The 26,576-nt window shown below is 55.4% G+C and carries 16 protein-coding genes and 1 pseudogene; 11 read left to right on the top strand and 6 right to left on the bottom strand.

What is annotated here, in order from left to right:
* Nucleotides 1-33: 33 nt before the first annotated feature.
* From RDL77_RS07295 to RDL77_RS07275, 5 genes and pseudogenes are all read left to right on the top strand, one after another.
* Nucleotides 34-3,828, top strand: a complete 3,795-nt coding sequence (locus RDL77_RS07295) for a YadA-like family protein (RefSeq protein WP_288192354.1) — start codon at nt 34-36, stop codon at nt 3,826-3,828.
* A 37-nt stretch (nt 3,829-3,865) separates the two neighbouring features.
* Entirely contained in the window at nt 3,866-4,402 is a 537-nt protein-coding gene (locus RDL77_RS07290; protein WP_288192353.1) for an invasion associated locus B family protein, read from the top strand.
* 15 nt (nt 4,403-4,417) lie between these two features.
* A complete protein-coding gene (locus RDL77_RS07285) occupies nt 4,418-5,086 on the top strand; it encodes a hypothetical protein (RefSeq protein WP_288192352.1) in 669 nt (222 codons plus the stop codon).
* A gap of 50 nt (nt 5,087-5,136) precedes the next feature.
* The gene (locus RDL77_RS07280; RefSeq protein WP_374042683.1) at nt 5,137-5,616 is read left to right on the top strand and encodes a DUF4189 domain-containing protein; all 480 of its coding nucleotides are present in this window, start codon (nt 5,137-5,139) and stop codon (nt 5,614-5,616) included.
* Between the two features lie 141 nt (nt 5,617-5,757).
* Nucleotides 5,758-5,835, top strand: a pseudogene (locus RDL77_RS07275) (IS6 family transposase); the annotation flags it as partial.
* On the opposite strand, the gene RDL77_RS07270 reads toward RDL77_RS07275, so the two are convergent.
* The gene (locus RDL77_RS07270; RefSeq protein ID WP_288192389.1) at nt 5,828-6,394 is read right to left on the bottom strand and encodes a hypothetical protein; all 567 of its coding nucleotides are present in this window, start codon (nt 6,392-6,394) and stop codon (nt 5,828-5,830) included. The pseudogene RDL77_RS07275 and the gene RDL77_RS07270 sit on opposite strands and share 8 nt — an antisense overlap.
* A 59-nt stretch (nt 6,395-6,453) precedes the next feature.
* Between RDL77_RS07270 and RDL77_RS07265 the strand changes: the two genes are divergently transcribed.
* Complete coding sequence (locus RDL77_RS07265; RefSeq protein WP_288192351.1) at nt 6,454-6,624, top strand: hypothetical protein; 171 nt, start codon at nt 6,454-6,456, stop codon at nt 6,622-6,624.
* A 51-nt stretch (nt 6,625-6,675) separates the two neighbouring features.
* On the opposite strand, the gene RDL77_RS07260 is transcribed toward RDL77_RS07265, so the two are convergent.
* The 4 genes from RDL77_RS07260 to RDL77_RS07250 all read right to left on the bottom strand — a co-directional run bounded on the left by RDL77_RS07260 (nt 6,676) and on the right by RDL77_RS07250 (nt 10,622).
* Entirely contained in the window at nt 6,676-6,954 is a 279-nt protein-coding gene (locus RDL77_RS07260; protein WP_288192350.1) for a DUF4242 domain-containing protein, read from the bottom strand.
* Between the two features lie 98 nt (nt 6,955-7,052).
* The gene (locus RDL77_RS07255; RefSeq protein ID WP_288192349.1) at nt 7,053-7,283 is read right to left on the bottom strand and encodes a hypothetical protein; all 231 of its coding nucleotides are present in this window, start codon (nt 7,281-7,283) and stop codon (nt 7,053-7,055) included.
* A 763-nt stretch (nt 7,284-8,046) separates the two neighbouring features.
* Entirely contained in the window at nt 8,047-8,280 is a 234-nt protein-coding gene (locus tag RDL77_RS24825; protein WP_353884994.1) for a DUF1127 domain-containing protein, read from the bottom strand.
* A 311-nt stretch (nt 8,281-8,591) separates the two neighbouring features.
* A complete protein-coding gene (locus RDL77_RS07250; protein WP_288192348.1) occupies nt 8,592-10,622 on the bottom strand; it encodes a FlgO family outer membrane protein in 2,031 nt (676 codons plus the stop codon).
* 612 nt (nt 10,623-11,234) lie between these two features.
* On the opposite strand from RDL77_RS07250, the gene RDL77_RS07245 reads away from it, so the two are divergent.
* Complete coding sequence (locus tag RDL77_RS07245; RefSeq protein WP_091879693.1) at nt 11,235-11,381, top strand: DUF1127 domain-containing protein; 147 nt, start codon at nt 11,235-11,237, stop codon at nt 11,379-11,381.
* A gap of 291 nt (nt 11,382-11,672) precedes the next feature.
* On the opposite strand, the gene RDL77_RS07240 is transcribed toward RDL77_RS07245, so the two are convergent.
* Nucleotides 11,673-12,557 carry a LysR family transcriptional regulator gene (locus RDL77_RS07240; RefSeq protein ID WP_288192347.1) on the bottom strand — a complete coding sequence of 295 codons (885 nt, stop codon included), beginning with the start codon at nt 12,555-12,557 and terminating at the stop codon, nt 11,673-11,675.
* A gap of 377 nt (nt 12,558-12,934) precedes the next feature.
* On the opposite strand from RDL77_RS07240, the gene RDL77_RS07235 reads away from it, so the two are divergent.
* The 4 genes from RDL77_RS07235 (at nt 12,935) to RDL77_RS07220 (ending at nt 26,568) form a co-directional block, all read left to right on the top strand.
* Nucleotides 12,935-14,086, top strand: a complete 1,152-nt coding sequence (locus RDL77_RS07235) for a gamma-butyrobetaine dioxygenase (protein ID WP_288192346.1) — start codon at nt 12,935-12,937, stop codon at nt 14,084-14,086.
* Nucleotides 14,083-14,679, top strand: coding sequence for an HD domain-containing protein (locus tag RDL77_RS07230; protein WP_288192345.1), 597 nt, complete (start codon nt 14,083-14,085; stop codon nt 14,677-14,679). The genes RDL77_RS07235 and RDL77_RS07230 overlap by 4 nt, the downstream gene beginning before the upstream one ends.
* A gap of 1,041 nt (nt 14,680-15,720) precedes the next feature.
* On the top strand, nt 15,721-16,941 hold the full coding sequence (locus RDL77_RS07225) for a tetratricopeptide repeat protein (RefSeq protein ID WP_288192344.1): 1,221 nt from the start codon (nt 15,721-15,723) through the stop codon (nt 16,939-16,941).
* A gap of 411 nt (nt 16,942-17,352) precedes the next feature.
* A complete protein-coding gene (locus tag RDL77_RS07220; protein ID WP_288192343.1) occupies nt 17,353-26,568 on the top strand; it encodes a hypothetical protein in 9,216 nt (3,071 codons plus the stop codon).
* Nucleotides 26,569-26,576: the final 8 nt, after the last annotated feature.

The following is a 26,576-nucleotide window of genomic DNA, read 5'->3' as shown; positions in this document are numbered from 1 at the left end:
GCCAACCGCCGTTGATTTGAGAGGGACTGCAAAATGATGCTTCTTTCATGCGTTACTGCTCTCCGTAAGATCGCCGTCTTCACGCGAAACCGGGTGCCGGGAGCGCTTGACGGCAATCGCTCAGTGCGGCGTCGCCTTATGGCGGTGTTGCGGTCCGCCCCCCGTGTTTTTTGTATCAAGCGCAATCGGCTGGGGCTGGGCACGCTCGGTGTCGGCGGGGTGCTCGGGGCGCAGCTTGCCGTGGCGGGGATCATGATTCCGCAGGCAGCTGTCGCGCAGGGCGTCATTGGTAACGGCGTTCTGACCAACGTCGCGAACTGCACGACTCCCTCTGCTGGGGGGCAAAGCACAGCGATCGGATGTGGTAGCACCGCTCCCGGCGCCGCCTCAACCGCCGTCGGCTCTGGCGCCCACGTGAATGGCAACAACGGCGTGGCGTTAGGCACCGCTATCACCGCAACGGGCGATGCTTCGATTGCCATTGGTTATTCGATGGGTGTCAATGGTCTCAACGCGATAGGCATGGGTGTCTTCGCGAATGCCACCGGTGTCAATGCTCTTGCCGTAGGCGGCAACGCCCGCGCACTTGCGGACGGAGCATCAGCCTTTGGTGTCAACACCACTGCGAACGGGGCGAACGCCATCGCCCTCGGCTCAACGGCCAGCTCTTCGGGCGGTGCCTCGGTGGCGATTGGATTGTCCTCCAACGCTTCATCTTCAAACGGTTCAGCCATAGCTATGGGGGTCGGCGCCAAGGCAAACGCTGGAACGGGTGGCGGTTCTCCTGTTGCCATTGGCACGAATGCCAATGCAAGCGGCACCGCTCCTGCTGGTTTCACGTTCGAGGCCGTTGCGCTCGGCACGGCCGCAACCGCAACGGGGGCGTGGTCGGCCGCAATCGGTTCAAGCTCTTCAGCGACCGGGACCGGGGCCAGCGCGTTCGGAACCTCCGCCACAGCGTCGGCGAACCAGTCCACGGCAGTCGGAAACGGGGCAAGTGCCTCCGGCGTAGGGACCGCAGCCATGGGCTATCTCGCCAATGCCGCCGGGCAAAATGCCGTCGCCATCGGCTCCCAGGCCAATGCCGTAGGTTTAAACGCGCAAGCACTTGGCAATGTCGCCAAGGCTTCGGGTGACTTCTCCCTGGCTCTGGGCAATCAATCCGTGTCCAGCGGAGCAGGTTCCGTCGCAACTGGCTCTGGAGCCCGGGCCACGGACGTCTCCACCACCGCACTCGGCAACAACGCTACGGCGACCGCCGCCAGCGCAACCGCTGTGGGACTTGGTGCCACGGCGAGCGGTGTGAACGCCATCGCCTTCGGTACGAGCGCCAAGGCCGATTCAGCCGATGCCGTCGCCATCGGCACCGGCGCAACTGCAACCGGCGGCAAGGCAGTGTCGATCGGCGCCGGCAATACCGCTTATGGCGACGGTGCGGTTGCCATCGGTGATCCAAGTTACGCCAGCGGCACGGGCGCCTTTACCGGTGGCGCGAACAATATTGCCAATTCAGACGGTACAGCGAGCGCAACGGCTGCAAATGCGGCCAATGGTGCTGTGGCTATCGGCAACTCCAACAAGGCCATCGGCCAGGGGTCGGTCGCGCTCGGCAACGCCAGCAGCGCACTCGGTGCCGGTTCGCTGGCCTTTGGCGATGCGGCCAAAGCGAACAATGCTCGCGACGTGGCATTGGGCTCGGGCTCTGTCACCGCTGTGGCGATCGGCACGCCCAGCGCCGTAATCAACGGCACAACCTACAGCTTTCAAGGAACCACCCCGACGTCCACGGTCAGCGTTGGCGCAGCAGGCGCTGAGCGCACTATCACCAATCTGGCGGCAGGCCGGATCGGCGTAACGTCGACGGACGCGATTAACGGCTCGCAGCTCTTCGCCACCAATTCCGCAGTGGACAGTCTGGGTACGACGATCAACAACATCAACAATGGCGCAGGCATCAAGTATTTCCACGCCAATTCGACGCTGGCGGATTCGACAGCGACGGGGACAGATTCGGTTGCCATCGGACCGGTCTCCACAGCAACGGGCGCCGGTTCAGTATCCGTCGGCAATGGGGCAACAGCCACCAATGCGAATGATGTGGCGCTGGGCTCCGGTAGCAAGACTGCCACAGCGGTTACCACAACCGGCACCACGATCAACGGCGTCACCTATTCCTTCGCCGGTATAGCGCCGACCTCAACCGTCAGCGTTGGCGCGCTTGGCGCTGAACGTACCATCACTAATGTGGCGGCGGGTCAGATTAACGGGGCGTCGACGGATGCGATCAACGGCTCGCAGCTCTTCGCGACGAACCAGTCGATCGACGCCGTGTCAGGGCAGCTTACGCACTACTACAGCTTCAATGATGGTGGCACGCAGCAGGCGAACTACACCAATAACGGTGCGACCGGGACCAACTCATTGGCGGCGGGCGTTGCCGCATCGTCGACTGCGGCAAACTCTCTGGCCCTCGGCTACAATACCCAGGCCGCGGTGCTCGGCGGTGTCGCAATCGGTGCGGGCTCGGTATCCAGCCGCGCCCTCGCGCCAGCGACAGGCACAATCGGCACCTTCATTCCCTATAACACCACCGACCTTGCCTTGCTCGGCGCCGTCTCGGTCGGCAATGCCACCGGTTACCGCCAGATCACCAATGTTGCCGATGGCACGCAGGCAAGCGATGCGGTGACGATCCGCCAGCTTTCCGGCGCCCTCACTTCGTTTGCCACCACGACAACAAAATACTTCCATGCCAACTCCACTCTGGCGGATTCGCTGGCCGTGGGCACCAATTCCGTGGGGGTAGGCCCATCGACCATCGTCAATGGCGACAATGGCATTGGCATCGGCAACGGTGCGCTTGTCCAGCAGACTGCTCCAGGCGGCATCGCCCTCGGCCAGAATGCCACGGTCAATTTTGCCGATTCGATCGCCCTCGGCACCAATGCGCAGGCGAACGGCATCCAGTCCATGGCGCTGGGCGCCGGATCCTCGACAACCTTTGCTACCAACGTGGCGCTGGGCGCGGGCGCGCAGGCTACCTCGCAAGCCGGGGACGTGGCGCTGGGTGCCGGCTCAACCACCTCGGCCGTGGTTGCAACCACCAGCACCACCATCAACGGCAAGACCTATAATTTTGCAGGCACCAATCCGACGTCAACAGTGAGTGTCGGCAGTGCCGGTGCGGAACGGACGATCACCAACGTGGCGGCGGGCCAGATCAATGCTGCATCGACCGACGCCATCAACGGCAGCCAGCTCTATGCGACGAACCAATCGATTGCATCTCTCACAACCGGCATTAGCAACCTTGGAAACTCCGCGGTCCAGTACGACACAAGTAACGGCAGCAAGACAAACACAATCACACTCCAGGGCGGCGATCCCAATGCCCCGGTGCTGATCAGCAACGTTGCTGCCGGTGTAGCCAATAATGATGCGGTAAATGTCAAGCAGCTGAAAGATGGGATGAGCACGACGCTGGCAGATTCCAAATCCTATACAGATCAGGTTGGTGCAACCACGCTCAACAGCGCCAACGCCTATACGGACTCCAAATTGGGTCAGCTGAGCAACGATATCGGTGAAGTTCGCAGTGAAGCCAGACGGGCGGCAGCCATCGGCTTGGCTGCCGCGTCACTGCGCTACGATGACCGCCCCGGCAAGCTCAGTGTGTCGATGGGCGGCGGCTATTGGCGCAACGAAGGCGCTTTGGCCTTCGGTGCTGGCTACACCAGCGAGAATGGACGCGTGCGCGCCAACCTGTCCGGTGCCACGACAGGTGGCAGTGTGGGCGTTGGTGCGGGTGTCAGTGTAACCCTCAACTGAGACATCTGACGCGATGGCACGTGCGAGGTTCCCGTCAATGTCAAGGCTTTTGGTTTGCCTGCTCATCTCAGGCAGCCAAGCCGCCGCGGGAGGCTATAAAGTCAAGTCGTCGGACGTGTTGGTACCGCAAGGGGTGCCAATCGGCAAGTATCGCCGGATCATTCACCCCTTCGAGAACTGGACCCTCATTTGTGACGAGAACCTGAAGACCAGACGCAGGGTATGCAACATCAGCCAGTCCTTCATCGATGAGCAGGGAACACCGGTGTTCAGCTGGTCTCTAGCGGCAAATGTAGACGGCAAGCCCTTCATGATCTTGCGGGCACCGGCAGTCATCGGTGCTGGCAGTAAGATTTTATTGGGGCTTGCGGGGATGGACCGCGACGTCGGTGTTGAGGTGAAGGCTTGTGACGCAGCGGTCTGTATCGGTTATCTGCCCGTCGGCCCGATTTTGCGCCAGCAAATCAGTAAACAGACAACCGTCCGGGTGTCTTACTCTTTGAACTCGGGTGAAAACGTCAGCATCGACGCCCCGTTCAAAGGTTTGGCGGCTGCCTTGTCGGCAATCAAATAGCGGGAGAAAGCCAAATTGGCCAAGCAATCGATTAATGATCGCATCCTATCGCGTTCCAAGAGCAATGCAGGCGAGGGAGAACCGGCCAGTTCCGGATCACCTCGGCAGGGACGCTTCAAATGGTTCGCTGGCATCGGGGCCATTCTCATTGCAGGAGCGGTACTGGCTTTTCAGTTTCATCCGTATATGGGATCGGTTTTCTCCGCCGAGGCAACCGCGCAGGCACAGGCCCCAACCGGAGCCAAAGACGATACGCCGTTCCGCACACATATCGGCCAGGCTGGCATCCGCACCTGTGCCAATCTTTTTCCGGTCCTCGGACAAGCACTGACCTTCGGCTCGACCTATTCCGTCAACACCCAATGGAACAAGACGTCTCCGGATGCGCACTCTGTGCAAGCCGTTGCAGGAATGAGCTACAACACACCGGAATATAAGGAACAAGCGGCTGGTGTCGTTGTTGCCTCTCCGACGGCTGCGGGCTGTGAGGGGACCTTTGTCCGCGTGGCGCCGTTTCAAAAACCCTGCCAGGAGGTGATCGCAACCTTGCCGCAAGGCAGCGCGCTTGCTGAAACCCTTTCTGGAACTCCATATTACAATCTTGCAAACAATGGCGGCCAAGCGCTGCTGATCCCCTCGGGCAACAGCTGTGTCGTTGTTTCCGTAGGGAGTTTGGCTGGATGACAACCGCGCCTCGTTTCCGCATTGCAACTCCCAGACAATGGAGCATTCGTATGTATGTTAACCGCATCCTCTCGATTGGACTGCTCTCAATGGTCATTGGACTTTCTCCCGGCAGCCATGCGGCCGACATGTCTGTCCCCGAGTCCATTCCGGAACCGGTCCTTGCAGAGAAAGGGATTTGGGGTGCGATCGCCTATTCCGTCGCGGACAATCGGCATGGTTTTTTTTGGGGCGCGGACAAGCGCGATGAGGCGGAAAGCACTGCGCTAGAATACTGTGAGAATGCAGACGGAAAGAACTGCAAGATCATCACGGTTTTCCGCAATCATCGCCATTGGAATGATGATGATGGCACCGGCTTTCCCTACGAACATTGCGCGGCTTTGTCTGTCGGCAAATCTGTAACTGGTGGAGCACTCTCTTGGGGTGCGGCCTCAGATGAGACCCGACAAAAAGCAGAGGACAAAGCAATGAGTCTCTGCGGTGGCGAGGGACAGGCGTGCAAGATCCGTGAGTGGGTCTGTACGTGAGAGAGCAATCAACTATCTCACTGGCGCGGCATCGAAAATCGGTCCCGTTGTCACTGTGGAGAGGCTTTGAGGTTCCTTTGCAAACTTTCCACCAATGACATCTGTGAGATTGAAAGGTTCAACGTCGAACTAGGAATTGCGATGTTCAAGAGCCGTCATTTTGATCGATCAGTCATCTTGCTTTGTGTGCGATGGTATCTGGCCTGCAACCTTAGCGTAGATCATGCTTTATCCGTTCAGCGGTTGACATTACGGTGCCAACAACAGAGCCTTCCGGCAATGCTTGCCGGTTGATTGCTGGAAGAGATCCAAAGAGGTGCTGGCGAACAATTGGAGCGACGCTGAAGCGGGGTAGATTAAAGCCTGACGCGAGATCACCCTGAGACAGCATGGACTTGAGCGCATCCAGCGGATCTGCCCAAACAGGTGCTTGCATCGCGGGCTTTGAGAATATGACATCGCCGTCCATACTGACGGCAATCGTGATGCCGCAGTCGGGCTTCCACGCCCATGAGGTCGAGGCCCGGTCATGCTTGGATTTGTCTCTTACCACGTATGGTATGTTCAGACATTGCAGGACCGCTTCGGCTCTCCGGAAGCTGCGTCCTGCAAATTGGGGATTTCTCCCTGCGGATAGTGCCTGAGCAAATTCATGCGTTACCCCATATGGTGAGATTTCCATATCCCGATCGTGCAATGCGGCCGCAAGCTGGTTGAGAACGGACACCGTCTCGATACGGCCGTGAATTGCGAGCGTGAATTGGTTGTTGCTGTTCATGGTGAATGTCTCCGGATCAAATTGGAATTGGTTCATTTTGAGCTGCAAGAAGGGTTTTCATGGTCACCGCGGACCGGGTTCGTGCCCGCGAAATAGTCCTGACGCCGTGCCAGATCCTGCTCTGCCAAAATGCTGGCAAGGGGCAGTTTCCTTTCAAGGCGTCGTTTAAGGTTCAGTATTGGCTGACGAGCGCCGAAGGACGGGCGAAAGACGCCCGTCCCGATGTGTGAAAGCGGCGTATGCTGGGCTGTTGGGAATTCTTTGTCGAGCCGTGCCGAACCTCACGCGCCGCGGGCGGTCGAGGGGCCGATCACGGCCGTGACCTCCGTCACCTTGTTGGCCGGAAAGCCGCCCTCGCGAGCATGGCGACGAACAACGTCGGCGCTTTGTGCCTCATGCACGCAATAGATCTTGTCACCGGCAACATAGCTGGTGATCCACCTGTACGGCTCGCCAAGGCGCGAGACAACTTCGTTGGACTTTTTCGAGATGGCCTCGAGTTCGCTCGCGCTGAGCTTGTCGGCTCCGGGGATCTCTCGTTCGATCACATAAATGGGCATCGTAGGTCTCCTTTTAGTTTTTTTCGACGTTGTACCGAATGTGAAGTGTGCCGCAGGAAGCCAAAGCGGTAGACACGTCCGCCACTTTGGCAATGTGTTCAGTGCTGAAACTGCGGCTGGATCTTGTTCGTGGCCTTGATGTCGGGCTTATCCGCCTTCGCCATTTTGCCGACGCTTGCAGTGGCTGCTTTGTCATCGCCGATGGAAGCCGTGTACGAGTTGTTGACGATCGGCGCATTGGCTTTAACGGCCGATCCAAAACGATCATTTCCGGCAAATGCACTGCCGGTGGCAACAAAATGGGCGCCTGCGAGAACAATCTTTTTCATCATAAGCTCCAAGGTTGGTGGTTTCAGTATCGTTCACTCCCCGATGATCAAATTCGATCACCCGCGCATAGGATGTTCGTCCCGCGTGTAAGCGATCATGTTAGCGAGTGTGGTATTTTCCGAAGGCGCAGCGGAGAGCGTAATGATTCGCTCAGAGCCAACTCGGGGAAATTGGGCGGGGTTTTGAAGCGGAATTTAGCCTGAACGTGGCATGATAGCCGGGAACACGAGAGACCATGACGAAACGGCTCGGCAGTAACCCCAGCCCTGACTTCAAGGCCAATGTTGCGCTTGCCGCGCGCCGCGGCGAGAAGACCCTGATCAAGCTGTCGCAGCAAACTCGACCTTCATTCGTAAGATCGCATAGCCGCCTTTGTCGATGAAGTGGTCCACCCTATACGGCCGGGGGGGCTAGTCGAACCTCACCAAAGGAGGACGTGTCGTAGCAGATGTAGGGAGGCCCTATCGGAATTGATGTTGCAAAGATAGGGAGTGCGATTGCCATCGCCGATGGCGGTAAAGAGTGAGAAGTTCGCTTTTTCGGGATTCCCGGCCAAAGGAGTTGGCAGACGAGGTGTACCGGCATCGAGCAGGTCAATTGGTTCGCTGCCTCGCCCGCCAGGCTCACACCGCCGCCCTTAGCGCCCAGTAGGCCAACTTCGTCCATGGGCGCCCTCCGCATCCCGAATAGTGCGGGGCTATCACTTAGCGTCCGGGAGGTTGGGAGCGAAGGACCGTGCTGATGGTTATCTACGCCATTCCCTCAAGGGCGGTTGCGGCGAGTATAGTCCCGACCGCGATAGATCGTGATGGACCCTATCTCCGAGCGGTCTATGCCGATGTCACGCAAAATATGGTCCGGAAGTCCATCTAGTTCCAACCGATCCCGTCGCAAACGGATGAACCGTTGAACGGCGGCGATCAACCTGGGCGGTGTCTCCAATAGCGGATGAGAACGCAACCGGGCATCGTTGGGTCTATTCTTAATTGCAGTCATTTTCGCCTCCATTGTTTGACGCGCGTGGATCGCCGCGCCGATGGGGCATTTGTCCAGGGTGAGCGTGGGTCCGTGCAATAAAGCCGGCGTGGTTTTCGGTTGCCAAAGCGTTGAATTCATATCTGTCAGGCGGTGATCCACCGCTGCAGCGTTGAGCCACGCGGCAATATGCGCGGCGAGCGCTTCGACGTCGTGCCGATACGGTCGATGAAGCTCGAATTGCGCCGGCGCATGAAATTGCGGTGTACCGTCTGTCTATGTTGAACCCTCTCGCGGTCAAAAGGACCCGGCGAGACTGCCGAAAAGTATCCTTATTCGGGAAGGCCCGCGCGACGGAACCCATCCAGGAAATGATCGCGTGTTGCCGCATCACGTAGGGGCTGTGAAGCGGCCCAATGGCTGATCTTGAAATGCGGATGCGTCACCAGGAACATCTCCGCCTCCCGCCGCGCGTCATCCATCCTACCGGCCTGCGCCAGGCTGGCTGCCAGGAATTTGCGGGAATTTGTGCGATAGGTGTCTTCCACGACAAGGGTCTTGGCCGCAGATTCATAGTCTCGCAATGCATATTGCGCTTGCCCAAGATGACAGAAATACCAAACGGGCGGATAGGGATTTAAGAGAAACGCCCTATGTATTTGCTCAAGACCTTTGATCGCCTGGCCGCCAAGGACTGACACATCTGACTGTGCTGCCCAGGTGTCGGCATGGTTTGGGTCCAGCTCCAACGCCGAGCTGAATGCAGCATCCGATTCCTGCCACTGTTTTTCATACGCCAAAATGGTGCCCAGGAAGTAACGGCAACCGGCGTCGTTCGGATCAAGCGCGACAGCCTTCTCAGCCAATTCCACAGCCAAAGCCCGGTTCACGTCCTCGGGCTCGCCGAAATGGGCCCATGCAAGCCATCGATTGTAAGCCAGCAAGGCATGCGCGTCGGCGTAGTTGGGCTCGAGTTCGATCGCCCGTTTGAGTAGAAGACAGGCTTCCCTTGCCGTTTGCGGCGTCGCTTCCGTGAGCACGCGGGCCCGCACGCAAAGGTCAAATGCCTCAAGGCTTTTGGGCCTTTTGCGCAACGTCGGCGCAGCTAGGTGGCCGACAAGTGCCTCAACGATTTTGCTCGACACCTCGTCTTGAACAGCGAAAATATCCCTTAACGTCCGATCAAAACGTTCGACCCAAATGTGCTCTCCAGCCGCAGCATCGATCAGCTTCACATTGATGCGCACCCGTCCAGCGGCATGACGCGCACTGCCCTCAAGCACATAGCGGACGCCGAGATCCTTGGAGATTTGGCTCACATCGAGGGATTTCCCCTTGAAGAAGAAGGCCGAATGGCGTGCGATCACGAACAAGCCGCCATGTCTGGAAAGATCCGTGATCAGGTCTTCAGTCAGGCCGTCTGCAAACGAGTCCTGCTTAGTGTCGTTGCTCAAATTGCTGAACGGCAAGACGACGATCATGGGCTTGGCCGCTGGCGCCGGATTTGGTGGCAAAGCCATTGCGGCGCTTAAGGGAAGTTCTTCATCCAACCTCGGCAGGGCTGTTGCATCGAGCTCTTTGAACTCATCAGTGGCTGACATTGCGCCCGTAACTACATCTCCGCTTTGTGAGCTGCTGCTGGGCCGTTTCCGATGCAAGTTTCTCCATTTTCGAAGCAGCGCATCGCTTAGAGGAGTGCCGGCATCCCGCAGCACCCGGCAACCGAGTTCGCTTTGTTCCTTTGCCTCTCGCGACCGGCCGGCATTCGCCAATAGATCGACCAGCGTGTCCCAGGATTCTTCCCTATCCGGTTGCAACTCTAGCAGCGTGCGCGCATGCGATAGTGCCTGTTCTGGTTCCGATTTTAATCGGTCCACCAGCGCCCACAGGACGCGCGTCTGTGCTGTTCGGGCCTCTTCCCGTTCCGCAACACACCATGCATGAAAAGCGTGACATTCCCGAAGATCGCCTCCTTCCAGGAACTCTCCGTTAATTCCGCTCACAATGTCGCTCAGGCGTTCGGATGAGATCTCCGATAGACGCGCGTCCGATGCCCTTCGAAGATCGAGTACGTCGACGCGGGCATCGTGTGCTTCGAACCGGACAGTCTCATGATCGGAGACCACTCGCACAATGCCTGGCTCATCGACGAGATCACGGATTCTGCTCAAGCTCCACCGCAGCGCCCCACGCGGATCGTTCGGAATCTCCCAAAACAAGGAGCACAAGCGTTCCCGTCTATGTGGCTTTTCCGTGATGGCTAAGTAAGCGAGAAGTGCGCGCGTTTTCTTTGACGGCGGCAGCTTTAGTGCCAGACCGTCGCGGTTGATGCGCGGTTCACCTAAAAATTGCAGTGTGAGCACGGAAACCTCAACGTGAGTGCCCAAACGAAAGTCTGATTTTAGCACGGATTGCGTGTTCCGCTAAGTCCGGACATTAAGTCGGCTTTGAATATTGTTGGTTTTGGAGAGCGCCATTTAGGGGCCGAATAAAGAGCCGTGGAGCATGACGCGGCCATTTTGCAACGCCGGTTCTGATCGATATTGTGTGCCAAACCCGGAGACAGAACTACATTTTTAATGGCAACCACATCAAACATTGTTCGGCAACTGCAAAACGCTGAAATCGCCATGACAGTATGCACTGCGGAAAGCGATATTGATCTGTTCGGGGCGATGGCGAATTGCCATACAGTCAGAAAACGCTAGGCTTCTCGACGTTCTCGCATAGTGTGGTTTGCTTTTACAGTGACGCTCGGACAGGGGCGCGCAAAAGATACCGGCTCAATTCAAAGTTTGAAGATGCTTGATCCAATAGATTCATTTTCCTTCATGACCATTGTGCCAGATGCATAGGTGGAATGAGGGATTGTGCCTGTTTTAAACCGATTGAAAGGCCTATATTCCAATCATCGAAACGACGCCGGAGCCAAGCAAGGCTGCTGACGTCAGACAACCCTCAGAAAGGGAATTATCATGAACGTAGCACGCTCCTTCAACAATTGGCTCAAGTTCCGTCAGACCGTCACCGAACTTGGCCGCATGTCCAGCCGTGAACTGCAGGATTTGGGTATCGACCGCGCCGATATCCGTAGTGTTGCCCGCGCATCAGTCGCTCGCTAATCACACGAGACTAACGAACCAACAGCCGTTCGACGCCCGCTTTCAACGCGGGCGTTTTTGTGTCGACCTCATGTGTCTAGGTCAGCTAAATTCTATTCCAATCGACGGCCTTCCCGGCGTATGCTTTTGCAAATCGGAAGAGCACAAAAATCGGATGCATCGGCCTGGCGGTTGATTTCCAAGGGCCTTGTTGGGGGTTGGTGCGGTTCTATAAAATCCGTTCCCCGACAATTCACAGCCAAGATAGAAATTGTTCATTTCAACGCACAAGATCCTATGTTGCTGGCTTGTTCATAAATCTGCATCAATGATTGGTGTTCGTAGAATTGCCACCAACACTCCTTGCTCGGCAAAGGTCGGGCGGTTGCGCGGCCAGTTGATCCAATAGCCTGCTTCCATGCGCAGGACCCGGTCAGCGAGACAAACAAGACTTCCTGCTTGGATAGCGCCATCACATAGGGGTAGCGACCCAAGCAGAACACCTGCGCCTGCTTCTGCCGCTCGCAGCGCCTGCACAAAGGTGTCGAAACGCAGTGTAGGTGCAGTCTGGATATCAGCGCCGGTGGCAAGCGACCAGTCTCGCCACCCGTCCCGTGGTCCGGATGTGGCAATACGAGGTAATGTCTCCCAGTTTCCTGCTGCCTCTTTGAGCAGTGCGGGCGATGCAACAGGCGCAAGCTCTTCCGCATAGAGCCGTTCGGCATCCCGTCCGGGCCAGCTACCCTCGCCAAATCGGATTTCGAAGTCGGCTTCTGAACGATCATAATCCGGAAGATGCTGGATCGTCTCGAATGACAATTGAACGTGAGGCAACTGTTGGGCGATGCCGCGTAGTCGTGGTACAATCCAGAGTTCGATCACCGACGATGATGCTGCAATCGTCACCTTGCGGCGGGGCAGTTCGAACAGATTGGCTGTGCTGTGCAGGAGCTGGTTAAGTGCGGCCTGGACATGCGGTAGCCAGGATTCCCCTTGAATGGACAGGATCACACCGCGCGCTCGGCGGTTGAACAGCTGTGCCCCCAACTGCTGTTCAAGGTTCTTGATTCGTTGGCTGACTGCTGCCTGTGTGAGCCCGAGCTCGTTCGCTGCAGCCGTAAAGCTTCCAAGCCGACCTGCCGCCTCAAAGACCCGGATCCACTCAAGCGGTGGCAAGGTTTGGTGTTGCTCAGCCATAATGAAATCGATGCCATCCTCTCAATATTCATTGTTTGCGCTTATGCCGGATTGCATGCGAAATGTCGAGTATGATCAGCCTCCGATCAGGGGTCGCCCATGCTAGAACAAGCTGAAACAAGCCTTTTGGGTAATACCGGAACGATATCAACCATCGCCTTTGGTGGTGACCATAGCAATGCTTTCGATGAGGGCCAGCAGTCTAATTCGGATTGCGGACGCCCCTGTCGCAACTGTGCATTCAGGTTTTCTTGCGCGACCGCGAGAGAACAGACATCGCAGACAGACTGAGAGCGGGATCAACCACGGAATCTGCGTGTCGGTTCCACGTGCCTACCCTAACCCACTTGATGCCACCTTATACTCAGGAGCAGAACATGCCAGTGAACACTGAAATAGAGATTATTGACGAGGGACTAGCCGTTGCAATCGCATTGCCGAATGGTACGAAGCAACGGTTTCACGCTGTCTGGCTGCGCGACAACGCATGGGACGAAACCACCCGCGCGCCGGGCAATGGCCAGCGGCTGATTACCCTCGGCGATATACCGGTCGACACACGTATTTCTGCGGCAAAGTCTGAAGGCGGAACGCTGCATCTGACATTCCACCCAGAGAACCGTACCATTGCCTACGATCCGAATTGGCTGGCTTCTCATAGCTATGACGGCAGCCACAGCAATGCCTCTGGCTGGACGTCTCCCGATATCGAAACCTGGGATGCTGGTCTGAATTCAGGTATTCCAATTGGTGATTTTGGGGCAGTCAGCCGCAGCCAGGAAGCCTTGCGCGACTGGCTTTATGGTGTGCGCCGCTATGGATTTGGCAAGCTCGTCGGCGGACCTGTTGAAAGCGGCGCCTTGTTCAAGGTTGCAGAACTCTTCGGTTATATCCGCGAGACCAACTATGGCAAACACTTCGAGGTTCGCACCGAAGTCAACCCGTCGAACCTCGCCTATACGGGCCTCGGCCTGCAGGCGCACACGGATAACCCATACCGTGATCCAGTTCCAACCCTCCAAATCCTTTACTGCCTCGAGAATTCTGCTCAGGGCGGCGAGAACATGGTCGTTGACGGTTTCCGCGTGGCAGAACGGCTGCGTGGGGAAAACCCGAGAGGGTTTGAGTTGCTGACGCGTTATTGTGCAAACTTTGAATATTCCGGCAGTGCCGGTGTCTGCCTGCGCTCACGTCGACCAATGATCGAGCTTGCTCCCGATGGAGAACTGATTGGCATCCGCTTCAACAACCGTTCAACGGCTGCGATCACTGACGTGCCCTATGAGGATATGGCAGACTATTATGCTGCTTATCGCAGGCTTGGCGAGATCATCGACGATACCTCGATGGAAGTGACATTCAAACTGGCTCCCGGCGAATCGTTCATTGTCGACAACACGCGTGTTCTGCATGCCCGCAAAGGCTATTCGGGCGCTGGCTCCCGCTGGCTGCAAGGCTGTTACGCAGACAAGGATGGCCTGCTTTCGACGCTCAGCGCCATTGAGTTGAAAGACCGAAAGGCCGCATGATGACAAAGCCCGATCCCGAAAAACTATCTCCGGAAACAATCGTCGAGTTCCTCGCTGATATTTTTGAACGCCGCGGCGGTGAGGAATATCTTGGCGAACCCGTCACCATGGCTGAACACATGCTGCAAGGTGCTTATATAGCCGAGCAGCAGGGTGAACCCGAGATTATCATAGTCGCCGCCCTGCTGCATGATATCGGCCACTTCACCAGTGAGTTTGGTACCTTTTCTATGGATGACGTGCATGACAAGCATCATGAGGAGGCAGGCGCTCAAGTTCTAGAGCGCTTCTTTCCGAGCCTTGTGATCGATTGCGTACGCTACCACGTTGCCGCCAAGCGATACATCTGCGCGACGGATCCGGATTATTTTGGGAAGCTTTCGGCAGCGTCGATTCACTCCTTGAAACTGCAGGGTGGGCCGATGAGTGACACTGAAATCGCGGAATTCGAGAAGAACCCCAACATCGAACAGATCGTGCGTGTACGCCATCTTGACGATGCCGGCAAGATCGCAGACATGGTCACGCCCACCTTCTCGCATTTCGCACCTATGGTGCAACGCATCGTGAATGATCATCTGTGTCATCACTGATTGGAGTGCTATTAGATCTACGCCAAGCGATACGGGCTCCAGGCTCCATTCGTATCGCTGTGCTCACAGGTACGCGCTGTTCCATGAATCCCGTCCGGCCATTTGCGATAGCACAGCATCGTTCACATGATTTTCGTGCGATTCTTATCAAGTCGATTATCGTATATTGTTGATTTTAAAAGAATTGGCGACGGATTGTGGAATTTTCGTTTCCAATAGAATCTACCGAAAACAGCATATTATCGACATTTGCAAAGGAAGATTTCCGAGACGTCTGCGGCGCGTACAACTGATCCTTTTCTGGTGGCTTTCTGGTTTGTACAAATCAACGCGACCAGGCTGATGCAATAGTATCTGTATGTCTTGAGGTCTTCTGAGATGACTGCCATATGGCGACCCTAGTAATTCTCTAAATGAAGACTTTCAGCGTTGTTTGTTTGGCAGAGTACTGCATCATTGCGCTTGAACTGTTGTCATTTGAGTGTGACTAGAGTCAGTTTTGTCGCGGCGCCAAATTGACGTCGCGACGATGTCAGGCAAGGAATAGGTGCCGCGTTGATACCTATTTTCTTGTTACCACTGCATGATAGGTGTTGTTGAGTGATGAAGCTTACTTCATTGTTCCGATGGAACAGAATGGGCGGCATATGCCAAATCCTAACGTGGGATTTTCTGGATTTGATCGATGGTTCGACCCAAATTGAAGACACGACACTGGATGAGATGAATGTTTGAAACCAGTATGCAGAGCCCCAAACTGCAATGCACCTTAAGTCATCGTACAAGTCTTCAGCGATTGTAAATGATCGCTTTTCATGATTTGCGAGTGTGTATGCGGTATGAGGTATGAGGCTTGGCGGATCTTGGACAATTTTGATGCGGAACCTCACATTTGCACTTGCGAATTTATCGGGGTTTCATCCGATGACCCGTGATTGTTATTGGTTTCGGGGCTGTTTAACGCCGAGATGATGCGAGCAATTTTCGAAGCTCTCATCATGTTCAGTATTTAAATTGTTGATAAGGGAAACAGAAACTGCGATGTATGTCTATGTTCGTGAAGCTCAACGATCTTTTCAAGTTAGACTAGCCTGCTTGATTCTTGCCTGGTTATTGGTTGCATGTACTTTCTGCATACCTGTAGCTGCACAGGATACTGGGATAGCGGCCGCAAATACTGACATTGCAGCTAAAAACTACGATAAAGCATATCTCAAGTTAAAGCCGCTTGCTGATAACGGCAACGCGGTTGCCCAGTACTATATAGGCGTCATGTATGAGCAAGGTCTTGGACAAGCTCAAAGCTATGCTTCCGCCGCCGAATGGTATCAGAAAGCTGCAAAGGCAGGTGATGCACGGGCGCAGAATAATCTGGGACTGCTATATGAAACCGGTAGAGGGGTGCCGGAAGACCTAAGCACAGCAGTGACATTCTATCAAAAGGCTGCGGACGGCGGGCTTCACCAGGCTCAATATACAGTAGGCAGAATGTACGGTGAAGGACGGGGTGTACAACAGGACTTCGTGAAGTCCGCCCTTTGGTACCAAAAGGCCGCAATCCAGGGTGACGTTGCAGCTCAAACTGCTCTTGGTACGCTCTACGCAAATGGCACTGGTGTTACCCAAGACGATAAGATGGCTGTGAGATGGTGGCTTGCTGCATCCGAGGGCCGTTCGGCTGAAGGTCAATATCTACTCGCGCGAATGTATTCTAGGGGCAAAGGTGCCATCCAGGATGAAGCAAAGGCCATTGAATTGGATAGAGCATCGGCAGGTCAAGGGTTTGCACCCGCGCAAACTATGCTGGGGATACGATACGAAACAGGTAAAGCGGTGGTTCAGGATTATAAGGCTGCTGTTGATTGGTATGAGAGGGCGGCCAAGCAGGGGGCTGCCCAAGCGCAAAATAATCTTGCTGGCTTGATTTTTCTCGGAAAAGGTACGTCCCAGGACATTTCCGCTGCCGTCTCACTCTGGCGTGCGTCGGCCGAACAAGGATACGCTGAGGCTCAGTCGAATTTGGGATTAAGATACTTAGACGGAAAGGGCGTTGCCATCGACAGTGCGCAAGCTTTCGGTTGGTTACACAAGGCGGCTGATCAGAACCTGGCTGCAGCGCAGTATAATCTCGGTGTGATGTACTTCAAAGGCACAGGCGTTGCACAAGATATTGACGAAGCAAAAAAGTGGCTAACTAAGGCCTCCGCACAGGGCAATCAGGATGCTATCCGCGGATTGGCGACGTTAACAGCCAAAGAATAGAACTGAGTGCTCTTAAATAATCAATACGCTGACTAGGGGGCAAAAATGCCAGTAAATGTAAGGGGCGAGTACGGGGTTAAGGGTATAATTGGTATACCAGGTATCGGAGGGCTTAGCCTATTTAACGGGAACATGTTTGGATATGCGAGTGATACTGGATTTTACACAGGATCTCTAGCGAAAACCACGGGTACAATAGGAATTTTTTCATATGAATTGTCATATGAATCGAAGACCACGAACATACCCGGCGAAATGAAATATTCATGGTCAGGTTCTTATAATCTTGGTGCACAGATGGGGTATGGCACTGGTCTCGAGATCAATGGCGGAATCACACAAGGTTATACTGATCCGAGTGTAGGAGTTGGAGGGGGCGTTGGTGGTTCGGTTGCTGCGCCTGGAAATCCAGTGGGCGTCGGTGTCGGATTCTCTGGTGATGTTAGTATCTCAGGTACTCTAAATTTTGATTACAGTCGTTTTGATGCAACCACGGGGCGTTATTTCAATCCCACTTCAGGCGTTTATACGAACACTTGGTCTCCAAGCCTAAGTCAACCAAATTTTCACTATCAAGCTCCCGTAAATCCAAGCGAGACTCTTTCTTTAGACGCGCGGGATGCGAGGCGCACTGCTTTAGATGCCGCGGTGGCTGCGGGGATAAATGCTGCTTACAAATCTGTAATAGAACCCCATCTGGCGGATATAAGCCAAATCTCACCAAACCGACCGGGTCAGTATCTTTACGGTTATGACTTTGTTGATCACGTCCCAAAGTATGGTCCTACATCCCTGGACACCCCTAAGGAAATGATGGTGCCTGCAGACTGGAGTGGTTTCCGCAGCACCGTTTCCACGTCCGCCGCGCCCCACACCCCTGAGCGGGCGCAGGCACAGATTGACCGCCGCGACGCAATTGATCGTGCGATACGAAACGACGAACGCTTTAATTCCCCAAGCCAACCTTCTAATCCAACTTCAATTTCAAGAGAAACACAAAACCAGATCAATCGGGATCGTGACAGCGGACTTAATGGAACCCGGGCGACACCAGGCGATTTGGCAGCTGATAGAAGGAACCTGGATGCCCGTCAACAAGGTTTGACACCACGTGAAGCTCTGCAGGAGCGCAAAGCTATTCGCGATAATATTATGTCAACAGCAAATAATTTTCATCTAGGACCGTTCAAGACTCCAGATACGTTGGGTGGTATTTCTATTTCGTTAGGCAACCCCAAGATTGAGCAGCAGATACCAGGTTGGGAGAAATTGCCTTCGGTCGTCACCCAGATGCCAAATGCTGTGTACACCAATCCGATAGTCACCCCACGTCCGACGCCTGTTGCGCCGGTTGCCAGACCGGTCGCGGTACCCGTTTCCAGACCGGTGACATATCAGACTATACCCATCGATAGGGTTCCGATCCCCGCCGACAAGCCACTTACATTCAGTGGTTTTTTCGGCGGACTTGTTGGCGCAGTTGGTGGGCTTTTAAATGGCCTCGGAAGCATTGTTGGTGGCATTCTCGGTGCAATTGGCGAAGTCGTCGGTGGTATTTTTGGCGGCATATTCGGTGGCTTCGGCAATGACGGGGGCAGCAAGTCGGGTGGCGCCGGAAACACCAGCGGCAGCAAAAGCTCGGGTGGTGTGGGCTCCCTCGGCGGCAGCATGAAGGACGGTCGCAACGACAATTACGGTGGTGGTCGGGGTAATCCTGTCCTGCTTGACCTCTCCGGCAATGGCCTGACGGTCGATGCTCTGTCGTCATCGTTACAGTTCCTGGATCTCAAAGGTGATGGCTATCTGCACCGCACGGCCTGGGCGGGCAAGGGCACCGGCGTTCTCGTCATCGACACCAACAATGACGGCAAGATTAACCAGTCGAACGAATTTGTCTTCACCGAATGGGACAAGTCGGCGACGGGTGACCTCGAAGCCATCCGCAACGTGTTCGACACCAACCACAATGGCAAGCTCGATGCCGGCGATGCGCGGTGGGCCGAATTCAAGGTCATGGTCGACGGCGTGATGAAGACGCTGGACGAGCTCGGCATTGCTTCCATCGATCTGACGCCGAAGGGCACAGGCCAGAACTTTGCCGACGGGTCGGCCATCACCGGAACGACGGAATTCACGCGAACCGACGGCACGAAGGGCAAGGTGGGCGATGCGGTTCTCGCCCAGGATCCGAATGGTTACATCATCAAGCGGACGGCCACGACCAATGCGGATGGAACGGTTACCGAAGACATTCTGGCGTATAACAAGGACGGCAGCCTGGCTTTCCGCAATCTGATCACGCGCAGCGCCGACGGCAACAGTATCCGCACGCAGTTTGACGATGATGGCAATGGCACGTTTGACCGCTCGCAGACGGACAATCTGGTCATTGGTGGCGATGGAACGCGCACCCGGACCATCTCCAATCTGAATGCCGACGGTTCATTGTTGAGCCGGACGGTGACTGTGACCAGTGCAGATGGCAAGACGATTACCACAAGCATTGATCAGGACGGCGACGGACGGGACGACCAGAGCGAGGCGTTCGTCACCAATGCCGATGGTTCGTCGACGACCACGACGAGAGCATTCAGCGTTGATGGCACACTGACCAAGCAGATCAAGGCGACGTCGAGCGCCGATGGCCTGTCGAAGACAAATGAGACGGACGCCAACGGCGATGGTGTGTTCGAGCTGACCACCCTTGAAACTACGGTCAACAATGCGGATGGCGGCCGAACCAAAACGGTCGATGCCAAAAATGCCGATGGTTCGCTGATCGCTCGCACCGTGACGACGACGAGTGCCGATAATCGCAGAAGAGAAGTCAAGTACGATCACAGCGGCAATGGTACATTTGATGAGACCGAAACCACGCTCATCGAAGTGGGCGGCAATGGAGATATCACGACGACGGTATCGAGCTTCAATGCCGATACCAGCCTGCGTGACAAGACGATTACAATCACATCGGCGGACGGCCTGTCGCAGACAACGTCGAGCGATCTGACCGGAGACGGTGTGATTGACCGCGTTTCGTCGCAGGTTACGGGCGTAGGGACAGATGGAACGCGCACGCAAACTGTGCTGGTGAAGAGCGGCAACGGCACGCTGTTGTCAAAATCCGTCACCATCACAAGCGGTGACGGCAAGACCATTTCGATCGACGAGGACCGGAATGGCGATGGTGCCGTTGATATCAGCACAAGCGTGATCATCGCTGCCGATGGTTCAACCACCACCACACAGTCCAATCTCAATCCCGATGGATCGCTGCAGAGCAAGACCGTTGCGGAAACCCTGGCAGGCGGATTGACGACCACAACCAAGGTTGATCTGAACGCTGATGGTATCATTGACCAGATCAAGTCGGATGTCATTGTTGCCAATGCGGACGGCAGCCGGACGCAGACAGTCGCGACCACGAGTGGCACGGGGGCCCTCATATCCAAGACCATCACCACGACGTCGGCCGACAGCCTGACACAGACGGTAAGCCGGGATATCAATGGCGATGGAACCATCGATCAAATCATCACCAATCAGATCGTTCTGAACGCCGATGGCAGCCGCAGCCAGACCCAGACAACGAAGTCCGGCAATGGCACGCTTTTAAGCAAAGCCGTGACCGTGGCGAGCGCTGACCGCAAGACAACAACGGTCACATCAGACTTGGATGGCGACGGCAGCAGCGACCTGACCGAGGTGCAGGTCCTGAACGCGGATGGCAGCAAAACGATCACATCGACGCGCACGAATGCAGCTGGAACGGTTCTTGCCAAATCGGCGACCACGACAAGCGCCGATGGTTTGACCGTCACGAAGTCTGATGATCTCGATGGTAACGGCGCGTTTGATGCCAAAACGTCGAGCACAACGGTCATCAACCATGACGGTTCGCGTGACACTACAGTTACGAGCACAGCGGGCACAACGCTTGTTTCAACGACCGTCACGACGACAAGCGCCAACGGCCTTGTGAAGACGGTCACGTCAGACCTTGATGGGAACGGCATCATCGATGCCAAAACCACGCAAGTCTCCGTTCTCAATGCAGACGGATCAAAGACGACAACAACGAGCAATTATGTCGGCACCAGCCTGACGTCACAGACCATCGTTATAACAGCTGCCAATGGGCTGTCCTCGACGACGCAGGTGGACAGCGATGGCAATGGGACGATCGACCGTGTTGTGACATTGACCAAGGTACTGGGCGCTGACGGATCAACCGTTGACACCTCCGAGGTAAGGAGCGTTAGTGGCGCACTTCTGGCAAAGTCCGTTACCACGCGTTCCGCCGATGGTAAAACCGTCACGATCGAAGAGGACGGCAACGGCGACGGCAAAATCGATACGAAACGCGTTTCCCTGGTCAATGCCAATGGATCGACAAGCGAAACGGTCACCACATTCAACCCGGATGGCTCGCTGAACGCCCGGACGGTCACAGAAGTGACCGCGGATCGCCTGACCACGACGATTCGGACCGATCTTGACGGCAATGGGACAGATGACACTATCTCGACCAATGTGACTGTCTTGAACGCCGATGGCAGCCAGACGCGGACTTCCAGTGTTCGCAGCGCTGATAACAGCCTGATCAGCCGGACCATCATTACCACTTCGGCCAATGGCCTCGTTCAAACCGTTGAGAAAGATACCACCGGCGACGGCGTTGCCGACGAGATTTCCACCACAACGCTTGTCATCAATGCGGATGGCAGCCGGAGCCAAACGGTGGCGACAAAGGCGGGCAATGGAACATTGCTGGTCAAGACCGTCACATTGACGAGCGCCGACCAGAAAACCGTGACCGTCACGACGGACGTGGATGGTGATGGCAATGTCGATCTGACAGATGTTCAGGTGTTGAATACCGATGGAAGCAAAACAGTCACCTCGACCCGCACCAATTCCACGGGCACGCTCCTGGCAAAGGCGGTCACAACAACCAGTGCCGACGGTCTGACGATCACCCGGTCGGATGATGTCGACGGCAATGGTACGTTTGATGCCAAGAGTGTCAGCACCACGGTGCGGCAAGCCGATGGCGGTAGAGTCACAACGGTTGTCACCACGTCAGGCACAGCAACGACAGGCAAAACCATCACGTCCATCAGTGCCAATGGGCTCGTCAAGTCAATGGAGACGGATCTCAATGGTGACGGGGTCATTGATACGAAGGTCGTCGAAACCTCGGTCTTGAATCCCGACGGTTCGACCACAAAAACCACGCAAAGCTATTCCGGTTCCAGTCTGACGGGCAAGACCGTCACGACATCAAGTGCCAATGGCCTGGTATCCTCGTCGCAGATCGACAGTGACGGGAATGGTGGGGTTGATCGGCTTGTCCGGTCAACGAAGGCAATCAATGCTGACGGATCGACGCTCGAGACCACCGAAACACTTGATAATGCTGGGACCCTCCTGTCGAAATCGGTAACCACGACATCGGCTGATACCAAGACCGTCACCACAGAGACGGATATTGACGGTGACGGCAAGATCGATCTGCGTCAGGTCAGCATTGTCAATGCCAACGGTACGAGAACACAAACCATCAACCAGTTCAAGCCGGATGGCATGCTTGGCAGCGCGTCAATCATCGAGGTCTCAGCCAACGGCCTATCAAGAAAGACCAGTGCCGATGCAAATGGTGACGGGATCTACGAGGATGTAGTGACAGACGTCATGGTCCTCAATGCGGACGGAAGCCGGACGCAGACGATCATACGATCCGACAGTAATGGCAAGGTAATCGAGAAGACCATTACGACATTCAGTAAAGACGGTCTTTCCAGGAATGTACCAATGTTTGCCGATGGCGAACACTTCAGCCGTTCGATGATTGATACCACTGCGCTGAGTGCCGATGGCAGCAGTGTCAGGACCCTTAATTATTACAAGTCGGACGCCTCGCTTGAGAGCAAGACGACGACAACGATCAGTGGCGATGGGCGCACGACCACTGTGCTGCGCGACACAGATGGTGATGGTAAGGACAACCAAAAGGAAGACACCGTCAAAAACCCCGATGGAAGTGTGACAAGCACGCGAACCGATTATGCAGCCGATGGCACCACCATCATCGACACGAAAAAGGTGACGACAAGCGCGAATGGGCTCATCGAGACAACAGACTATGACAGCGATGGCAATGGCACGGTTGATACCAGAACCGTTCGCACGACCGTCCTCTATGCCAACGGCTCGAAAACGCACAGAACCGATACATTCGCGGCATCGGGTGCTGGCTTTATTCTCAAGGGAAGAGAGGTTGTCGATATCTCGTCGGATGGCCTCGCAAAAAACAGACAATGGGACCTCGACGGCGATGGAGTTCTGGAGCGGAGTCAGTCGGAAACGACGGTATTGAACAGTGATGGATCGAACACACAAACAATAGTCAAATTCCTGAATGGCGTGTTCAATCGCAGGCACATCATCACCACTTCCGCCGATGGACTTATGATAACAACAAAGCGCGATTCTACTGGTTCTGGCGCTTATGACCAGATCGCAACTGATGCGACGACACTCAACAATGATGGTACGAAGACACGTACCATCAACAGCACCAAGGCCGACGGAAGTTTGATTTCCAAGACGGTCACCACCCAAAGCGCGGACGGTCGCACGATCACGACACAGGAGGACAGGGCAGGGCAAGCATCACGGGTGCTGAAGGAGGTCAGCACTGTTCTAGCCGATGGATCGGTCATCAATACCGCAACCACATCGAATGCGTCTGGCCAGCTCTTGGACAAGACTGTCGCAACGACCAGTGCGGACAAGCGTAAGTTGACGATTGAACGGGATGCTGATGGTGACGGCAAAGTTGATCAGACCGAACATCGCATTCAGGCGGTTGACGGATCGGTGACATCAACCATCACAGGTCTGCGTGCAGACGGTACAATTGCCAACCGGACGACAGCAAAGGTTTCGGCTGACGGTCTGACGACAACCACGGAGTGGGATCTGGATGGTGACGGAGCTACCGATCGTAAGCGCACGACCATCAGCTCGTTTAATGCCGATGGTAGCCAGCGCAGTGTTATAACCGACACAGATGATACTGGTAAACTTGTATCGAAGACTACTGTCACTGTGAGTGCTGATGGCAGAACTCGCACCACGAGCAAAGATACAAATGGAAACGGTACCGCCGATCAGACCGAGACCCGAATTGTCGAAGTGAACGGTGCGATTACCGAAACCGTCGTGAACAATGCCGAAGCCCGTGAATTGATCAATCTTCCGGCCGGGCAGGTCAATTGGGTAAAAGCGATTGCGGCAAAAGTTCAAACAACAATCTCGCTTGACGGCATAACGCGAATTGTCAGTTCCGACTATGATGGCAATGGCACCTATGAAGTCTATATGCTCGAGGAGAAACAGCTCGACGGTTCGACCAAAGCGACAATCACCGAGACGAATGTCGATGGCAGCGTCAAGGCGCGAGGCACGTTAACGACGAGTGCCGACGGTCTTACGACCGTACTGGTCAAGGACGGTGACAATGACGGTTATTTTGGCCACACGGAGACTTCCGTAACTCACAATGACGGATCAATCACCCTTACTGTAGTGGACACAAACACCAACGGCTCCCTGAAACAGACGGTTGTCGATACCATCACAGCATCAGGTAAACTCCTGCGTGAGCTGACGACCGATGGTCAGGGTCGCAAGACTGCCGAGACACTCTTGGCCAATGACGGAACATCAACGGCATCAACCTTTGATGCGCCAAGCGGACAAACCTTGAGCATTGTACGGATCAACAAGAAGGGTGTCCCGACCACGGCAACGCTCTATGATCCACTGAATGCCAATCCTTGGGTCAGGGTTGAACAGACATTCAACGCCGCAGGCCAAAAGATCTCCGAAACCCAGTACATGGATGACAGCACACGTGCCGACATCACATATTACCCGGGTTTCGACACACCGCAGCTGACCAATTTCTACAACGCTGCTGGAGTACTGACGGGGCGGATCACCTATGATTTTGCCAATACGCAACCCTGGTCGAAAATAGAGCAGACTTTCGACAGTGCCGGCCGGGTTACCTATCAGGTCAACTACAATCGCGGTGTTGGACGGATAGCGTATACCTACGATGTTACCAACGCACAGCCATGGTCGAGGATTGAGCAGACTTTTGATACGGCCGATCGGCTCACCTATCAGGACAATTATTATGATGATGGCACCCGCTGGCTCACCACATTCGACGCTGCCAATGCGCAGACATGGTCACGGGTCGAGCAAAACTTCGATGCTGCCGGCCGGTTGGCCTATCAGAACAATGTTTACCGCAATGGTTGGCGGGTTGCCTACACGTGGGACCAAGCCAATGCGCAGAGTTGGTCCCGAATTGAGCAGACCTTTGATCCGAGCGGGCTCGTTTATCAGAACCAGTTCAATCGCGATGGAACACGATTGGCGATTACCTTCGATCCGAGCAATAGCCAGCCCTGGTCGCGGGTCGATCAGTATTTCGATACGGCCGACCGCAAGACATACCAGTTGAATTACAACGATGACGGGACCAGGACAGCCTATACCTATGATGCAGCAAATACCCAGTCATGGTCGAGCGTCACGCAAAACTTCAATACAGGCGGGCAAAAGACCAACGAAACCTGGTTCAGTGACGATGGCTCAAGAACTGAATACACGTTTGATCCCGGTTCGCAGCAGATCATGCTGACCAGATGGTTCAATTCCGCCGGAGCGCTCACCGGACAGGCTACGGCCGATGATGTGGAACGGGCCAATGCCAAATATGTTCTCGACCGTTTCGACGCCATGTTCTACATGCGGACCTACCCGGATGTCGTCGGCAGAATGGGCATGCTGGCGCACTTCATGAAATATGGCTGGAAAGAAGGGCGTCTTGCCTATGCGGGCGAACAAGTTCCACCCCGGCGCACATTTGATCTGACCCAAACATTCCCCGGTTATCTGGAAGCGCATACGCCGAGCGGTGACGGTGGACCAGGCTCACATGGTCAGCCGGTTCTTCTCGACCTGAATGGTGACAATCACATTGATCTTCGGCCATTCGATGCCGCTGAATTTGCCAAGAACAACGGACCGCGCTTTGACTGGGATGGCGATGGTGTTCGCGATGGAACGGCCTGGGTCGGTCCACAAGACGGCATGCTTGCTATTGATCTCGGCTCAAACGGGCAGGCAGGCGGGGACGGCGTCATCGATCAAGCACGGGAAATCGCATTCTCGCTGTGGGCAACACCTGAAGACGTTGCAGCTCTTGGACATCCGGCCTCAGATCTCGAGGGTCTGCGGCTGGCATTCGACACCAATCATGATGGTGTGCTTGACGACAAGGATGCGCGTTGGAACGAGTTCCGTGTCTGGCAGGATGCCAATCAGAACGGCATCTCGGATCCGGGCGAGCTGAAGACCATGTCGGAGGCCGGGATCAAGCTCATCAATCTCATACCGTCCATCGAAGGGGCGACACAGTTCCCCGACGGATCGGCGCTTACCGGCACGAGTTCCTATGAGATGCTGGATGGCACGACACGGCGTCTGGTTGGCGATGCAACGCTGGCATATCGCTCGTCGCAGGCAAACGTGCCGGCAGCCTGACAAGCTGG

The sequence above is a fragment of the uncultured Phyllobacterium sp. genome, from assembly GCF_902479695.1.
GTDB classification, from domain to species: Bacteria; Pseudomonadota; Alphaproteobacteria; order Rhizobiales; family Rhizobiaceae; genus Phyllobacterium; species Phyllobacterium calauticae.
The sequence above is the reverse complement of the archived record's forward strand: the minus strand, read 5'-3'. Positions and strand labels throughout refer to the sequence as shown.

Excerpts from the sequence above, each read along its gene's own strand:
- RDL77_RS24825 (WP_353884994.1), bottom strand. The coding sequence starts at position 8,280 with ATGACTGCAATTAAGAATAGACCCAACGATGCCCGGTTGCGTTCTCAT.
- RDL77_RS07230 (WP_288192345.1), top strand. The coding sequence starts at position 14,083 with ATGATGACAAAGCCCGATCCCGAAAAACTATCTCCGGAAACAATCGTC.
- RDL77_RS07255 (WP_288192349.1), bottom strand. The coding sequence starts at position 7,283 with ATGAAAAAGATTGTTCTCGCAGGCGCCCATTTTGTTGCCACCGGCAGT.
- RDL77_RS07265 (WP_288192351.1), top strand. The coding sequence starts at position 6,454 with ATGGTCACCGCGGACCGGGTTCGTGCCCGCGAAATAGTCCTGACGCCG.
- RDL77_RS07290 (WP_288192353.1), top strand. The coding sequence starts at position 3,866 with ATGTCAAGGCTTTTGGTTTGCCTGCTCATCTCAGGCAGCCAAGCCGCC.
- RDL77_RS07225 (WP_288192344.1), top strand. The coding sequence starts at position 15,721 with ATGTATGTCTATGTTCGTGAAGCTCAACGATCTTTTCAAGTTAGACTA.
- RDL77_RS07280 (WP_374042683.1), top strand. The coding sequence starts at position 5,137 with ATGTATGTTAACCGCATCCTCTCGATTGGACTGCTCTCAATGGTCATT.
- RDL77_RS07260 (WP_288192350.1), bottom strand. The coding sequence starts at position 6,954 with ATGCCCATTTATGTGATCGAACGAGAGATCCCCGGAGCCGACAAGCTC.
- RDL77_RS07295 (WP_288192354.1), top strand. The coding sequence starts at position 34 with ATGATGCTTCTTTCATGCGTTACTGCTCTCCGTAAGATCGCCGTCTTC.
- RDL77_RS07270 (WP_288192389.1), bottom strand. The coding sequence starts at position 6,394 with ATGAACAGCAACAACCAATTCACGCTCGCAATTCACGGCCGTATCGAG.
- RDL77_RS07235 (WP_288192346.1), top strand. The coding sequence starts at position 12,935 with ATGCCAGTGAACACTGAAATAGAGATTATTGACGAGGGACTAGCCGTT.
- RDL77_RS07240 (WP_288192347.1), bottom strand. The coding sequence starts at position 12,557 with ATGGCTGAGCAACACCAAACCTTGCCACCGCTTGAGTGGATCCGGGTC.
- RDL77_RS07245 (WP_091879693.1), top strand. The coding sequence starts at position 11,235 with ATGAACGTAGCACGCTCCTTCAACAATTGGCTCAAGTTCCGTCAGACC.